Annotated in this window: 12 protein-coding genes; 2 read left to right on the plus strand and 10 right to left on the minus strand. The window is 72.9% G+C overall.

What is annotated here, in order from left to right:
- Positions 1 to 166: 166 nt before the first annotated feature.
- The 8 genes from AB0E98_RS24440 to AB0E98_RS24475 all read right to left on the minus strand — a co-directional run bounded on the left by AB0E98_RS24440 (position 167) and on the right by AB0E98_RS24475 (position 8570).
- On the minus strand, positions 167 to 988 hold the full coding sequence (locus AB0E98_RS24440) for a tyrosinase family protein (protein ID WP_361706214.1): 822 nt from the start codon (positions 986 to 988) through the stop codon (positions 167 to 169).
- Between the two features lie 68 nt (positions 989 to 1056).
- Positions 1057 to 1464, minus strand: coding sequence for a tyrosinase cofactor (locus AB0E98_RS24445; protein ID WP_361706216.1), 408 nt, complete (start codon positions 1462 to 1464; stop codon positions 1057 to 1059).
- Positions 1465 to 1878: 414 nt separating this feature from the next.
- Positions 1879 to 2871: a BadF/BadG/BcrA/BcrD ATPase family protein gene (locus AB0E98_RS24450; protein ID WP_361706219.1), complete on the minus strand. Its 993-nt coding sequence runs from the start codon at positions 2869 to 2871 to the stop codon at positions 1879 to 1881.
- Positions 2862 to 4115, minus strand: a complete 1254-nt coding sequence (locus AB0E98_RS24455; protein WP_361706222.1) for a 6-phospho-beta-glucosidase — start codon at positions 4113 to 4115, stop codon at positions 2862 to 2864. Before AB0E98_RS24455 ends, AB0E98_RS24450 begins: the two co-directional genes overlap by 10 nt.
- Positions 4112 to 4942 carry a carbohydrate ABC transporter permease gene (locus tag AB0E98_RS24460; RefSeq protein WP_361706225.1) on the minus strand — a complete coding sequence of 277 codons (831 nt, stop codon included), beginning with the start codon at positions 4940 to 4942 and terminating at the stop codon, positions 4112 to 4114. Before AB0E98_RS24460 ends, AB0E98_RS24455 begins: the two co-directional genes overlap by 4 nt.
- Positions 4939 to 5898, minus strand: coding sequence for a sugar ABC transporter permease (locus AB0E98_RS24465; RefSeq protein ID WP_361706228.1), 960 nt, complete (start codon positions 5896 to 5898; stop codon positions 4939 to 4941). Before AB0E98_RS24465 ends, AB0E98_RS24460 begins: the two co-directional genes overlap by 4 nt.
- Positions 5899 to 5944: 46 nt before the next feature.
- Complete coding sequence (locus tag AB0E98_RS24470; RefSeq protein WP_361706230.1) at positions 5945 to 7294, minus strand: ABC transporter substrate-binding protein; 1350 nt, start codon at positions 7292 to 7294, stop codon at positions 5945 to 5947.
- Between the two features lie 76 nt (positions 7295 to 7370).
- Entirely contained in the window at positions 7371 to 8570 is a 1200-nt protein-coding gene (locus AB0E98_RS24475; protein ID WP_361706232.1) for an ROK family transcriptional regulator, read from the minus strand.
- A 195-nt stretch (positions 8571 to 8765) separates the two neighbouring features.
- Here AB0E98_RS24475 and AB0E98_RS24480 point away from each other — a divergent pair, with 195 nt between their 5' ends.
- The gene (locus tag AB0E98_RS24480) at positions 8766 to 9269 is read left to right on the plus strand and encodes an FBP domain-containing protein (RefSeq protein ID WP_361706234.1); all 504 of its coding nucleotides are present in this window, start codon (positions 8766 to 8768) and stop codon (positions 9267 to 9269) included.
- A gap of 81 nt (positions 9270 to 9350) precedes the next feature.
- On the opposite strand, the gene AB0E98_RS24485 is transcribed toward AB0E98_RS24480, so the two are convergent.
- Positions 9351 to 10433, minus strand: coding sequence for a mechanosensitive ion channel family protein (locus AB0E98_RS24485; RefSeq protein WP_361706237.1), 1083 nt, complete (start codon positions 10431 to 10433; stop codon positions 9351 to 9353).
- A 269-nt stretch (positions 10434 to 10702) separates the two neighbouring features.
- On the opposite strand from AB0E98_RS24485, the gene AB0E98_RS24490 reads away from it, so the two are divergent.
- Positions 10703 to 11239, plus strand: a complete 537-nt coding sequence (locus tag AB0E98_RS24490) for an HNH endonuclease (protein ID WP_126914175.1) — start codon at positions 10703 to 10705, stop codon at positions 11237 to 11239.
- 66 nt (positions 11240 to 11305) lie between these two features.
- On the opposite strand, the gene AB0E98_RS24495 is transcribed toward AB0E98_RS24490, so the two are convergent.
- Complete coding sequence (locus tag AB0E98_RS24495; protein WP_361706240.1) at positions 11306 to 14365, minus strand: beta-N-acetylglucosaminidase domain-containing protein; 3060 nt, start codon at positions 14363 to 14365, stop codon at positions 11306 to 11308.
- Positions 14366 to 14551 lie beyond the last annotated feature (186 nt).

The raw sequence follows: 14551 nt of genomic DNA on the forward strand, positions 1-14551 counted from the left end.
TGAGCGTCGCCCGGGTGTCCTTTTCGGCCTTTCACCCCGTTTCACGCGGTGGGCGTCTGTTCGGTTCCCGTGCGGACGGGGAGCGCCCGGAAAGCGGGGAACGCCGGGGGTGACGGGCCGTCGGGCCCGGCAACCCCCGGCGTCGCACACCGCGGTGGAGATGTCGTCAGCGGTCGTAGGTGTAGAACTTCGTGTGGTCGAGCATGTCGGCCGGGGTCACGTTGTTCCACGGACGCATGGTGTCCTTGAGGTCCACGACGTTGGTGGTGCCGCCGGTCGGCAGGTAGCCCGAGGCGGGGTGCAGGCGCTGCCAGTCGGCCCACAGCTTGTCGATGAAGCAGTGGTGCAGCCAGAAGACCGGGTCGTTGGGGGAGACGCCGGTGGCCATCTGGCCGCCCATCCACACGTGCACGCGGTTGTGGAGGTTGACGCCGCGCCAGCCCTCGAGGTTGTTGCGGAAGCCGTCGGAGGCGCTGTTCCAGGGGGCCATGTCGTAGACGGCCATGGCGAGCACGGAGTCGACCTCGGCACGGGTGGGCAGCGCGCGGACGCTCGTGCCCATCTCCCGCTGGAGGTAGGGGCGGCTGTCGGCCGAGACGTTGATGTTCCACTGGCCGGTGGAGTACGCGAACGGGCCGGTGGTGACCTGCGCGTCGCGGCTGCGGCCGTTGCCGCCGAGGAAGTCGGCGCCCCATATGGAGGCGGTGGTGGTGCGGTCGGCGGTCCAGTCCCAGTAGGGGAGCGTCACCGAAGAATCGATTCTCTGGAGCTCCTGCTCGAACTGGAGGAGGAACCGGCGGTGCCAGGGAAGGAAGGACGGCGAACGGTGGCCGACGCGGTCGGTGTCGTCGCCGTCGCTCATGATGAACTCGTTGTGCGTCCGCACGAATTCGTCGTACTTGCCGCTCTTCTTCAGCGCCAGCACGGCGTTGACGAAGTTGCGCTTCTCCGTGGCCGTCAGGGTCGCCTGGTTCTTGCGCACTGCCATGGGGGTCTACGTCCTCTCGGGTCGGGGGGCCGGCCGTATCGGGCCGGGCGGTCGGCAGACGGAAAAGGTCAGGAGGTGGTGATCGGGACGAGCACGGCGCCCTGGAGCTTCTCGACGGCGGCGCGGGTGAGCGACAGCGGGTCGGCGAAGGTCTGGTAGTGGTTGATCACACTGATCCAGGTGCCGTCCGCGTTCCGCATGACGTGCAGTTCCTTGCCGTCGATCGTCACGGCGAAGCCGCCGTGGTGGGCCTCGTGGCCGCCGGTGACGGGCGCGCCGACGATGCGCCGGCCCTGGTAGACCTCGTCGAAGGGCTGGGGGTCGTGGGAGCCGTGACCGGTGTGGTCCATGCCGGAGTGGTCCATGGGCATGGCGGCGCGGGTCGCCGCCATGGCGGCCGGAGCGGCGAGGGCCGCTCCGGCGACGGCTATCGCGGTACCGCGCAGGACGACGCGGCGGGTGACGTTCTTCGACATACGTGTATCCCCCCTCGGGATCTGTGGTTCGGGAGCAGGGGCTGTCACGAATGCTCAGCAACGCCCTTTTGGGGCGGGTTGCGGCAGTTCTTTGTCGTATTTCGTGATCAATCCATGCGTGGCGGGATGCTTCCACGATCTTGAAGAGGGGGTGAAATCGTTGGCCCGAATACGGACATTGGGTATATGAATGGTCAACAAGCGGAAGGGGAGGAATTTCTGGCCAATCCCGCTATTGACGCGGGTGTCAGGAAGTCCACCGGGCCAGAACGATCCCGTGCGAAGGATTTACGGCGGACGGCCGCTCGCGGTGACGTCTCTCACGGCGTGAACATGACGCGAACATGGCGCCGCGCCGTGGATTCCGGCCAGGAAGGCGGGAGTCCACGGCGCGGTTTCCGCCGTTCTCGTTCGTTACGCGAAGTGCGCGCGCAGCCGGGCGTAGGCGGCGGCCGGCGCCCCGAGGCGGTCGAGGGCCAGCAGCGCCGCCCCCAGCACGGGCGGCGCGGTCACGACGCGGGGCACGGCCCGGGGCGCCCGCCCGGCCAGCCCCTTCACGACGCGTTCGTGCAGCAGCGGATGGCGGGCCGCGAGCACCCCGCCGCCCAGCACCACCGGCACCGCCGCGTCGAGCAGCCCCAGCCGGTCCAGGGCGGCCGCGGCCAGGGCGACCACCTCGTCGGCCTGCCGCGCCACGATCGCCCCGGCCACCGCGTCACCGGCGGCCGCCACGGCGAAGAGCACCGGCGCCAGCTCGTGCCGCCGCGCCCGCTCGATCCGCCCCAGGTGGAGGGCCTCGATCAGCTCCGGCATCGTGGACAGCCCGAAGTGGGCGGGGAGTTCCCGTGCGAGGGCCGTCGCCTCGCCGCGCCCGTCCGCCGCCCGCGCCGCCCACCACACCGCCTCCTCGGCCAGGTGCGCCCCGCCGCCCCAGTCGCCCGAGATCCGCCCGACGGCGGCGAAGCGGGCGACCCGGCCCCCGGGCGCCAGCCCCGAGCAGTTGATCCCCGCCCCGCACACGACGGCGACACCCGCCGGCTCGCCCTCGTCGGACAGCCCCGCGCGCAGCAGCGCGAAGGTGTCGTTGGCGACCCGGACGCGGGGAGCCGTCGCCGGGTCGCCCGCCGGCCGGTTCCGCCGGGCGATGGCCTCCGCCAGCTCCCGTTCCTCCACGGGGAAGTCGGCGCCCGCCAGGCAGGCCGAGAAGAGCCGGACGTCCGCCGGGCGGGGGAGCCCGGCCAGCGCCTCGGCGACGGCTGCCTGGAGGGTGTCCACGGCGCGTTCGACCCCCGTCGACTGCGGCCGGAAGCCACCGCCCCGGGCCCGGGCGGCCACCGCGCCGTCCGGGCCGAGGACGGCCACATCGGTCTTGCTGCCGCCCGCGTCGATCGCCACGATCAGGCCCACGGCAGGTGCTCCCGGTTGTGGTGGAGGAGGGCGTCCGTCAGCTTCTCCGCGCGGTCGGTCTGGCCGACGAGCGGATGGGCGAGGAGCGCCGCGAAGACCCGGTCCCGGCCGCCCTTCAGGGCCGCCTCCAACGCCAGGTGCTCATAGGCCGTCACATGCGCGACCAGCCCGGCGTGCAGCGGCTCCAGCGGCCGTACGGGCAGGGGGCGCGCCCCGGCCGCGTCCACCGCCGCGGGCACCTCGACGACGGCGTCGTCGGGGAGGAAGGGCAGCGTGCCGTTGTTGAGCGTGTTGACCACCTGGACGGGCCCGGTGCCGGTCAGCAGCGATGACGTCAGCGCGACGGCGGCCTCCGAGTAGAACGCCCCGCCGCGCTTCGCCAGCAGCTCCGGCTTGCGGTCCAGCGCCGGGTCGGCGTACATCTCCAGCAGCGTGCGCTCCATCGCCGCGACCTCGGCCGCCCGCGAGGGCTTCGTCCGCAGCTCCTCGACGACCGCGTCGTGCTCGTAGAAGTAGCGCAGGTAGTACGAGGGGACGACGCCCAGCCGGTCCAGCAGCCGGCGCGGCATCCGCAGGTCCGCCGCGATCGCGTCGCCGTGCTCCGCGAGGAGCGTGGGCAGGACGTCCCGGCCGCCGACGCGCACCTCCCGCTCCCAGGTGAGGTGGTTCAGGCCGACGTGGTCCAGCTCGACCTCGCCGGGCGCCACCCCGAGCAGGGCGGCGAACTTCCGCTGGAAGCCGATGGCCACGTTGCACAGCCCGACCGCGCGGTGCCCGGCGGTCAGCAGGGCGCGGGTGACGATCCCGACGGGGTTGGTGAAGTCCACGATCCAGGCGGCGGGGTTGCGGCGGCGCACCCGCTCGGCGATGTCCAGCACCACCGGGACCGTCCGCAGCGCCTTGGCGAGGCCGCCCGCGCCCGTGGTCTCCTGCCCCACGCAGCCGCACTCCAGCGGCCAGGTCTCGTCCCGCTCGCGGGCCGCCTGGCCGCCCACGCGCAGCTGGAGCAGTACGGCGTCGGCGCCGTCGACGGCCGCGTCGAGGTCGTCGGTCCAGCTGACCCGGCCCGGGTGGCCCTGCGCGGCGAGGATGCGCCGCGCCAGGCCGCCGACCGGCTCCAGCCGTTCGGCCGCGGGGTCGACGAGGACGAGTTCCTCGACGGCGAGGACGTCCCACAGCCGTGCGAATCCGTCGACGAGTTCGGGGGTGTAGGTGGAGCCACCACCCACTACTGCGAGCTTCAACCCTTGACTCCTGTCAGTGTGACGCCTTCGACGAAGGCCTTCTGGGCGAAGAAGAAGACGGCGATGACCGGTGCCATGACCAGCAGGGTGGCGGCCATCGTCAGATTCCAGTTGACGCTGTGGGCGCTCTTGAAGGACTCCAGTCCGTAACTCAGCGTCCAGGCGCCCGGGTTCTGGGCGGCATAGATCTGCGGCCCGAAATAATCGTTCCAGCAGGCGAAGAACTGAAACAGCGCGACCGCCGCGATGCCCGGCTTCGCCATCGGCACGACGACGCGCAGCAACGTGCGCAGCTCGCCGCAGCCGTCGAGCCGCGCGGCCTCCAGGTACTCGCCGGGGATGGTGAGCAGGAACTGCCGCAGCAGGAAGATGGAGTACGCGTCGCCGAACGCCAGCGGCACGATCAGCGGCCACAGCGTCCCCGACAGATGCAGCTGCTGGGCCCACACCAGATACATGGGGATGACGACGACCTGCGGTGGCAGCGTCATCGTGGCGATCACGAGGCCGAGCGCGGCCCGCCGGCCCCGGAAGCGGAACCGGGCGAGCGCGTAGGCGACCGGGACGGAGGAGCACACGGTGAACAGCGTGCCGAGCCCGGCGTACAGCAACGAGTTCCGCCACCAGGTGAGGAAGCCGGGGGTGCGGAGGACCTCCGCGTAGTTGGACCAGTGCCAGGCGCGCGGCCACAGCTCGCCGCTCATGGCCTGTTCGTCGCTCATCACGGAGGTGAGGAGGACGAACACGAACGGCAGGGTGAAGAAGAGCGCCGCCGCCACGGCGGTGGTGTGCACGGCGATCCAGTGCAGGACGCGGCCTCGTCTCATGGCCGGTCCTTCGCCCCGAGCAGCCCGGCGCGGCCGCGTATCAGCAGCGAGGCGGCGGCCATGGCGATGGCGAAGAGCACCAGGGAGAGCACGCACGCGGCACCGGTGTTGAAGTTCTGGAAGCCGAGCGAGTAGACGAGCTGGGTCACGGTGAGCGTGGAGTGGTCCGGATAGCCGGGCTGGACGGTCGAGCCGGGGCCGACGCCGACTCCGGAGGCGAGCTTCCCGGCGACGAGCGCCTGCGTGTAGTACTGCATCGTCTGTACGACGCCCGTCACGACCGCGAACATCACCACCGGGGTGATCGCCGGCCAGGTGACATAGCGGAACGTCGCGAACGCACCCGCGCCGTCGAGCTTCGCGGCCTCGTACTGCTCCTTGGGCACGTCCAGCAGGGCGGCCAGGAAGACGACCATCAGGTCGCCGATGCCCCACAGCGACAGCAGCACCAGCGAGGGCTTGGCCCAGTGGGGGTCGTTGAACCAGTCGGGCGCGGGGACGCCGAGTGCCGCGAGGGCGTCGTTCACCGGGCCGGTGCCCGGGTTGAGGAGGAAGACGAAGGTGACCGTGGCGGCCACGGGCGGGGCGAGGAAGGGCAGGTAGAAGGCGGTGCGGAAGAAGCCCGCGCCCGTCTTCACCTTGGTGATCAGCAGTCCGGTGCCCAGCCCGAAGACGACGCGCAGGGTCACCATGACCACGACCAGCCACAGCGTGTTCCATAACGCCGGCCCGAACAGCGGCATCTGCGTGAACACGTAACGCCAGTTGCGCAGCCCCACGAAGGACGGGGGCCGGATCTGGTTGTAGCGCATGAACGAGAAGTAGACGGTGGCGATCAGCGGATAGCCGAAGAAGACGGTGAAGCCGATCAGCCAGGGGGAGAGGAAGCCGAGGACGCGCAGGCGTTCCCGGGTGTGCCGGCGGCGGGGGCCGGGGGCGGTGGCGAGGTGTGCCATGGCAGGGCCTTCGTCGGGTGGCGGACGGTGCGGACGTGCGGGCGGGTCAGCCGGCGGTCTGCCGGGTGTCGGCGTCGATCCGCCGGTCGAGACGGCGCAGCCCCCGGTCCAGGTCGGGGACCCGGCCCGCCTCGCTGTCGTAGGCGAAGTCCCGCAGGGCGAGGAAGTACATCCCGCCGTTGGCCGAGGGCGGCATGGAGACGCTGTGCGAGTCGGCGGCGATGTCGACGAAGGTGCGGAAGGCGGGGTCGGCGTCGAGCGCGGGCGAGGCGAGCGCGGCCTTGGTGGAGGGCAGGTTGTGGATGGCGTTCGCGAAGGCGACGACCTGATCGGTGTCGGTCGTCAGGAACCGCACCAGTTCCCAGGCCGCGTTCTGATGCCTGCTGCTGTGCGCGATGCCGACGACCGTGCCGGTGAGGAAGCCGCGCCCGTAGGCGTCGGCCTGGTCGTCGGGTACGGGCATGGGGGCCGTGCCCCAGCGGAAGCCCGCGCCGACCTCCTTGAGCATCCGGCCGCGCCACTCACCGTCGAGGTGCATGGCGACCTTTCCCGTGCGGAAGGCGTTCTGCGCGGACATCTCCGCGCCGAAGGTGGTGCGGAACCGTTCCAGCGGGGTGTAGCCGCCGAGGGCGGTGACCAGGTCCCGCTGGAAGCGGAGGAACTGTTTCGCCGCGGGCTCCCGGGCGAGCCGGGACGTCCCGTCGGCGTTGAAGTAGGTGGGAGCCCACTGGGCGAAGAGCCGGTCCGGGCTGTTCTCGTAGAACCGGAAGCCGGGCATGAAGCCCAGCTGTTCGTACGAGCCCCCGGCGGCCCGCCGGGTGAGCTTGACGGCCGCCTCCTTGAACTCCGACATCGTGCGCGGCGGCCGGGTGATGCCGGCCTCCTCGAAGGCGTCCAGGTTGTAGTAGAGCCCGTAGGCGTCGGCGAGCAGCGGGAGGGCGCACTGCCGGCCGCGGTAGGAGGTGTAGCCGAGGAGGGTCCCCGGGAAGACGGCCGTCTTGTCCAGGCCGGACTTCCGCAGGAAGGGGTCGAGGTCGGCCCACATCCCCGAGGAGCAGTACTGGCCGACGTTGTCGGTGGTGAAGGACGACACCACGTCGGGAGTGACACCGCCGCCCGCCCGCAGGGCCTGGTTGATGGCGTCGTCCGTGACGTTCCCGGTCGTCACCACCCGGATGTTGGGGTGCCGCCGCTCGAACCGGGCGATCGCGGCGTCGACGGCCGCGACCTCGTTCTTCTCCGACCAGCCGTGCCAGAACCGGAGCGTCACCGGGCGGGTCGGGTCGTCCTCGGCGCTGCCCACGGAGGGGCGGGCGCAGCCGGAGAGGAGCAATCCCGCGGTCACCAATAAGGGGACGAGCACACCGAGTGTGCGGCGGTGTCGTAAGCGCTGCATGGCGGAGCTTCCTTGGCGGCGGTGGACGGGGGGATGTCGCGCGGTGGGGGGAAGCCGGGGGAGTGGTGGAGGGGGCTCAGGCGGTGTCGAAGACGTCGTTCCGGACGTCGGCGAGGGCGGTGCGCAGGGCGCCGATGAGGATGGGCGAGCCCGCCACCTCGCTCAGCCGCAGCCGGGGCCGGGGCAGGGCGAGCCCGGTCAGCCCGGCCTCGACCACCTCGCGGAGCCGCTCGCCACCGGCCCGGCAGACCACGCCCGAGAGCACGATCAGCTCCGGGTCGACGACGGCGACGACCGCCGCGAGCCCGGTGGCGACACGCGACCCCAGCTCGGCGAGGAAGGCGTCGGCGGCCGGGCCGGGGGTGCGCGCCGCGCGCTCCAGCGCCTCGGGGCCGGTGGGGGCGTCGAAGCCGTGCTCGCGCGCCAGGGAGGCCACGGCCGGGATGCCCACGAGCATCTCGAAGCCGCCCCCGCCGTCCGGGGCCTTCCTGGCCTTCCCACGGGCGAGCGGGGCGCCGGGCAGGGGCATGTAGCCGATCTCGCCGGCGCCGCCGGTGGCCCCGCGCAACAGCCGGCCGCCGAGGACGATGGCCGCGCCGACGCCCTCGTCGATCCAGACCAGGACGTAGTCGTCGGTGTCGTGCGCGGCACCGGTGTGGCGCTCGGCGACGGCGGCGAGGTTGACGTCGTTCTCGATGACGACCGGCGTGCCGATGACCTCGGCGAGCTCGGCGCGCAGGGTGCGGGAGTGCCAGCCGGGCAGGTGGGGGGCGTAGCGCAGGGTGCCGGTGTGCGGGTCGAGGGCGCCGGGGGTGCCGATGACCGTGCGGTGGAGGGCCTCGCAGCCCAGGCCGGCGGCGGTCAGCGCGCCGTCGACCGCGGCGGCCACCAGGTGGGCGGCGCGGCCGGGCACCCCCTCGTCCGTGACGTCGGCCTCGACGCGGTGCTCGCCGAGCACGGTGCCCGCGATGTCCGCGACGGCGGCCGAGATGCCCTCCTTGTCGACGGCGAGCCCGGCCACATGGGCGACCGCCGGGTTCACCTCGTACAGCTGGGCGTTGGGTCCGGGGCGGCCGGTGACATTGCCGACGGCGCGCACCAGCCCGGCGGCCTCCAGCCGGGCGAGCAGCTGGGAGGCGGTGGGCTTGGACAGCCCGGTGAGCTCGCCGAGGCGGGTACGGGTCAGGGAACCGTGGCTGATCAGCAGGTCCAGCGCGGCGCGGTCGTTCATCGCGCGCAGGACGCGAGGCGTCCCGGGGATTCCGGTTCCGGCCATGGCGCTTGGTCCCCCGCCCTCGAGGTCGTCCCTCGACAGTCTGTAAAGAAACTTTCCTATTGGTTGCCCAGGACGTTAGGCGCAGGTCAGCCGCACCGTCAAGGAGTCCGGACCGGCGGAACCCAAAATTCCGAGGATGTTCCGAGGCAAAAATAACGCGACATCCCGCTGGTCCCGCCGGTAGGTTCCCGACGCATGGAACCACTGGGCGACAGCGAGATACGCGCCTCTTTCGTCAACTGCTCGAAGGGCGAGGCCCGCAGGATGAGCCTGCCCCGGGAGCTCGACGGGCTCCCCTGGGCCGATCTGGACTTCCTGGGCTGGCGGGACCCGGGCGCCCCGGACCGGGGCTATCTCGTGACGGAGCGCGCCGGTGAGATGGTGGGCGTCACCCTGCGGGTGCCGCAGGGTGGGCCCCGGGCCCTGACCAAGACCACCATGTGCTCGCTGTGCCTGACCGCGCACGGCGGTTCGGGCGTCTCCCTGCTGGCCGCCCGCAAGGTCGGCGCCTCCGGCCGCGACGGCAACACGGTCGGCGCCTATATGTGCGCGGACCTGGCCTGCTCGCTGTACGTACGGGGGAAGAAGACGCCGCTGATGTCCATGCGCTACAAGGAGTCCCTCTCCGTCGAGGAGCGCATGGACCGGCTGCGCGGCAACCTCGACGACTTCCTGGACAAGGTCCTCCGGGAGGGCTGACCTTCCCTGAGCAGATCAAGGGACAGACCAAGGGCCCCCTCGCCACATCGGCGGCGAGGGGGCCCTCTCATGCTCCGGGGGCTACGGCTTGCCGAGCGTCACGCCCGGCGGCACCGGCGGTATCGGCGCCGTGGCCAGTGACTGCGGGGAGGTGGGGTTGGCCATGGCGGACGGGGCGGCGACGGCCGCGGCCGGGTCCGCCCCGAGCGGCGTCGTCCGCAGCTCCGGCTCCTGCGGCTGACCGACCACGGGGATGCCCTCGGCGTCCAGGGCGCGCTTGATCCGCCAGCGAAGCTCGCGCTCCACGGAGAGCGCCTTGCCCGGCACGGTCTTGGCCGACACCCGGACGACCACCGAGTCGAGGTAGACCGCGTTCAGGCCCAGCACCTCGACGGACTCCCACAGCCGCTCGTTCCACGGCTCGGCCTTCTGCATCTCCTCGCCGGTGCGCTCGATCACCGCGCGCACCCGGTCCAGGTCCTCGTCCGAGCGCACCTGCACGTCGACGCCCGCGGTGGCCCAGCCCTGGCTGAGGTTGCCGATCCGCTTGACCTCGCCGTTGCGGACGTACCAGATCTCGCCGTCGGAGCCGCGCAGCTTGGTCACGCGCAGCCCGACCTCGATGACGGTGCCCTTGGCGACGCCCGCGTCGACCTCGTCGCCGACGCCGTACTGGTCCTCCAGGATCATGAAGACGCCCGAGAGGAAGTCGGTCACGAGATTCCGGGCGCCGAAACCGATGGCCACACCCGCGACACCGGCGCTGGCCAGCAGCGGCGCCAGGTTGATCTTGAGTACGGAGAGCACGGTCAGCGCCGCCGTACCCATGATCAGGAACGAGGCGATGCTGCGCAGCACCGAGCCGATGGCCTCCGAACGCTGGCGGCGCCGCTCGGCGTTGACCAGCAGGCTGCCCAGGGCAGTGCCGTCGACGGCCTGGGCGGTGCGGTTCATCCGCTCTATCAGCTTGGTGATGGCCCTGCGGATCAGGGAGCGCATGGCCACCGCGATCACGACGATCAGGATGATCCGCAGGCCGTTGCTCAGCCAGATGGACCAGTTCTCCTCGACCCAGCCCGCGGCGTCGCCCGCCGTGCGTTGGGCCTCGTCCAGGGACCCCGGGCGGGGCGTCGCGTCTGCGGCCAGAGCAGCGGACCGGAACACAGCAGAAATCCTTCGATAGGGGACGTGACCCGTGGCGAGGAGTGGTACGGGCCGGTCCACCACACTAACGGGGCAGACGAAATGCTCCGTTGTTGTGTTCGAGATGGGACACGTCTTGCGCGTGCGTGGCCGTGATTGTCCGGGGTGTGCCTCAAAACACCTGAGACCCGTTACCCGATGATGGTGGCGCTTGTGGCGGGGGCCAGGGGACACTTGCAGGAGATCGTCCCGGCGCGAGCCACGCGCCGCCGGCGTACAAGGAGGCACCCGTGCCGCATGTCCTGGTCCTCAACGCGTCGTACGAGCCGCTCGGCGTCGTACCGCTCCGCCGCGCGCTCATACTCGTCCTCAATGAGAAGGCGGTCAGCCTTGAGGACACCGGCGCCTTTCTGCACAGCGCGACCTGCACCATCCCCGCACCCAGCGTCGTCCGGCTGAAGCGCTTCGTGCGGGTGCCCTTTCGGGGCCCCGTCCCGCTCACCCGCCGTGCCCTCTTCGCCAGGGACGGCGGACGCTGCGCGTACTGCGGTGGCGTCGCAACCAGCGTCGACCACGTCGTCCCGCGCAGCCGCGGCGGCCAGCACAACTGGGAGAACGTGGTGGCGGCCTGCCGTCGCTGCAACCACGTCAAGGCCGACCGGCACGTGTGGGAGCTGGGCTGGCGGCTGCGCCATCAGCCCGCGCCGCCGTCCGGCCTGGCGTGGCGGATCATCGGCACGGGCCATAGGGATCCGCGCTGGTTGCCTTACCTGGAGGCATACGGCGCGGAGGACGCGATGGCCCGGATCGACGGCATTTCCGCCTGAGACGACCGGGCCTTCGTCGTTCACGGCCACGCGCGGGCGGCGCCGGGCAGGGCCCGGCGCCCCCGCTCAGGAGCCCTTGGCGGGCTCCCGCACGGCGTAGGCCTCCACCTCCCACAGCGAATACCCGAAGCGAGTGGCCCGCTTCTCGCCCTGGACGCGCACGAACCGCGCGTCCGGCGCGTCCATGCGCACCGACTCCACGCCGCCCTTGCCGTCGGTGACCAACGCCGCGTCCCGCCAGGTGCGGCCGTCCGGCGAGACCTGGACCCGGTAGCGGACGGGGTGGGCGTCCTGCCAGTGGAGCACCAGCCGGCCCAGCCGGACCGGACGGGCCAGCTCCAGCTGCCACCAGGCGGCGTCGGTGCGCGGGGACGACCAGCGGGTGCGCGGATCGCCGTCGATCGCGGCCGAGGCGGGGAAGGCGGCGGTCTCGTCGCCGGAGGACGTCGCCCGGGCGCCGCGCGCCAGGTCCGGGCCGCCGGTCGGCGGATACGCGCGGACGGTCACCGTCTTCTCCTGCCCGGCCAGCCGGACGGGCACCGTGAACGTCCGGGCGGGCGCCCCCGCCGGCACCGACAGCTCGATCCGGGCCGTGGTCACGCCCCCGCGCACGGCGGTGAGCTCGGCCGGGGCCTTGACGGTCACGCCCGCCGGCGCGGCGACGGCGAGCCGCTCCCGGATCGCCTCCGGACGCTGATTGATCATGCGGAGCTCGACGACCGCGGGCCGCCCGCCGATCTCCGCGTCCGTGTCGCCGCCGGTCAGCTCGACGTCGGCGGTGGGGCTGTCGGCGAACCACGGGGTGAGCTCGTGCACCGCGGGCGGGGTGGCACCGCCGCCCCACACCACGCGCAGCGCGTCGGCCCGTACGCCCTTGCCCGGCAGCTGGGTCCAGCCGCCGTCCGCGACCTTGCCCAGCGGCTGCCAGCCCCGGGCCGGGTCATGGGCCTCGACCACGCCGGCCGCCCCGGGCGCGGGCTGGGTGAGCAGGGTGACCACGGTCAGCGGACGCGGCCGGGGCAGCCGTACGGACAGCGGGACCCCCGGCCGGGGGGTGACGGCCGTGGCCGGGTCGCCGTCGGTGGCCGCGCCCGCCGTGCGCAGCGGCCGGTCGACGCCGGTCCAGCCGTTGGCCCGGGCCAGGGCCTGATCGAGGAACGGCAGCAGCACGCCCTTGCCCACGGTCGCCCGGCCCGTCGTGATCGCCTCGCGCAGTCGCTGGATGTCCAGCTGGGCCTGCCAGGCCGCCGCGCCGTCGCCCCGCGCCTGCGCGGTGATCATGTCCACGGCCCGCTGCCCCGCCTCGCCGTGCCGGCCCAGCTGCTCCAGCCACGGCCGCACCTCACCGCCGAGCAGCGGGGTGAGCCGGGCGGGGGCGTCGGCCATGGTGCGGAAGGCCGCCTTCAGCCGGTCGGCGGCCTCGGTTAGCCTGCCCGCGTCCGCCGTGCCCTGCGCGTCCCAGAAGGCGTCCAGCAGCGGGCGCAGATACGCCGACTCCTCACCGCCGAGTACCGAGGACGCGTCGTTCGCGGCGAGCGCCCGCAGGGCCTCCCGCGTCGCCGCGTCGCCCGACTGCCCGCCCGCGAGGTCGTCGACGGCCGCCCGCCAGGACTCGTCGGGCCGGTAGCCGCGCGGGTTCCACGCGTAGTCGGCGGCGGTGAACAGCGGGATGCGCGAAGCGATGGGCTGCGCCGCCGCGTTGGCCAGCAGCGCGACGGAGCCCGCGGCCACGGCCGGCTCGCGGCCGGTGTACGGGCCGAGGAAGATACGGTCCTGCGCGAAGTCGTTGACCGGGTAGTTGTCCATGGTCACCAGCGGATGCCCCAAGGCCGCCCGGGCGTCGGCCAGTTCACCGCCGGTGATGGTCTTCGGCACCACCCCCACCCCCGTCCAGGCCACCTCCACCCGCGGGTCCAGCGCCCCGGCCAGCGCGCGCCGGAAGGTGGTGCGCCCGTCCTGGTAGTACTCGGTCGGCAGCAGCGACAGCGGGGCCGCCTCCGGCCCCTTGGCCGCCAGATGCTTCGCCAGCTCGCCCGCGACCTTCGCCTGCGCCTTCGCCGCCGCCTCCGGCCCGGAGCCGAACGCGTCGGCGTCCGCGTCGCAGTGCCACTCGCTGTAGCTGACGTCCTGGAACTGGAGCTGGAAGGCGCGCACCCCCAGCGCCCACATCGCGTCGGCCTTGCGCTTGAGCGCCCGCATGTCCGAGGCCGACGAGAAGCACATCTCCTGCCCTGGCGCGACCGCCCAGCCCAGCGTCACATGGTTGCGGCGGGCCCGCTCGGCCAGTTCCCGGAACTCCGCGCGCCGCTCGGCCGGGTAGGGGGCGCGCCAGCGGGCCTGGCGGTAGGGGTCGTCGCCGGGCGCGTAGAGATAGCGGTTCTGCTTGGTGCGGCCCAGGAAGTCCAGCTGCGCCAGCCGCTGCTGGTGCGACCAGGGCTGTCCGTAGAAGCCCTCGGTCAGTCCGCGCACCGCCGTGCCCGGCCAGTCGCGGATCACGGCCCCCGCGAACGCGCGGCCGCCGTCGTGCGCCACGGCCAGCTGACGCAGCGTCTGTGCCGCGTGGAAGAGCCCGTCCTCGCCCACGCCCGCCAGCGCCACCACCGGCCGCCCGTCCAGTTGCCCGGCGGCCAGCCGGTAGCCGCCCGTGGGCAGGTCGTCGACCGGCTGGGCGCCCAGCGAGCGCAGCGTGTCCTCGGCGGCCTTCCCGCCCGCGTAGACGATCAGGCCGTCGGCCGGCGGGGTGCCGCCGGGCTGCGCGTCGACGACCGTCCGGGCGCCCTGGGCGCGCAGCACGTCGCGCAGCGCCTCCAGGGCGTACTGGTCGGTCCCCTGATCGGCCATCAGCGTGACCTCGTCGCCCACCCGCGCGAACGCGCCCAGGGCCCGCGCCGACTGGGGGCGCGGCCACACCGGCGGCAGGGCCCCGGCGCTCTCCCGGTCCGGCGAGCCGGCGGCGGCCGACGCGGCGTCACCCGGCAGGGGGTCGGCGACGGCGTCCCCGGCCCCGCCGAGCAGCCCGCCGAGGAGCGCGGCCGCCAGCACGGTGACCCCGGCGCGGCGCGGTCCGGGGCGTCCCAGACGTCCCGTGCCCACGGCCCGGCCGGTCCGCTTGCTTCCGTGGGGCATCGTTCTTCTCCTCCGGACGCGTTGCGGGACCAAGGTTCGGGGCGGCGCCCCGGAAAGCCGCGACGAGCCCATCACCAGCGCTGAAGCGGTGTCAACGCAGGTGACCGAACTGCCGGTAATGCCCGGCGGGATGTACGGATGTGTCGTCCGCCGCGCGGAGTGGGTAGGCAGAAGCCGTCGGCGGTG

It is taken from the genome of Streptomyces sp. NPDC037389 (assembly GCF_040636475.1).
Classification (GTDB): Bacteria; Actinomycetota; Actinomycetes; order Streptomycetales; family Streptomycetaceae; genus Streptomyces; species Streptomyces hesseae.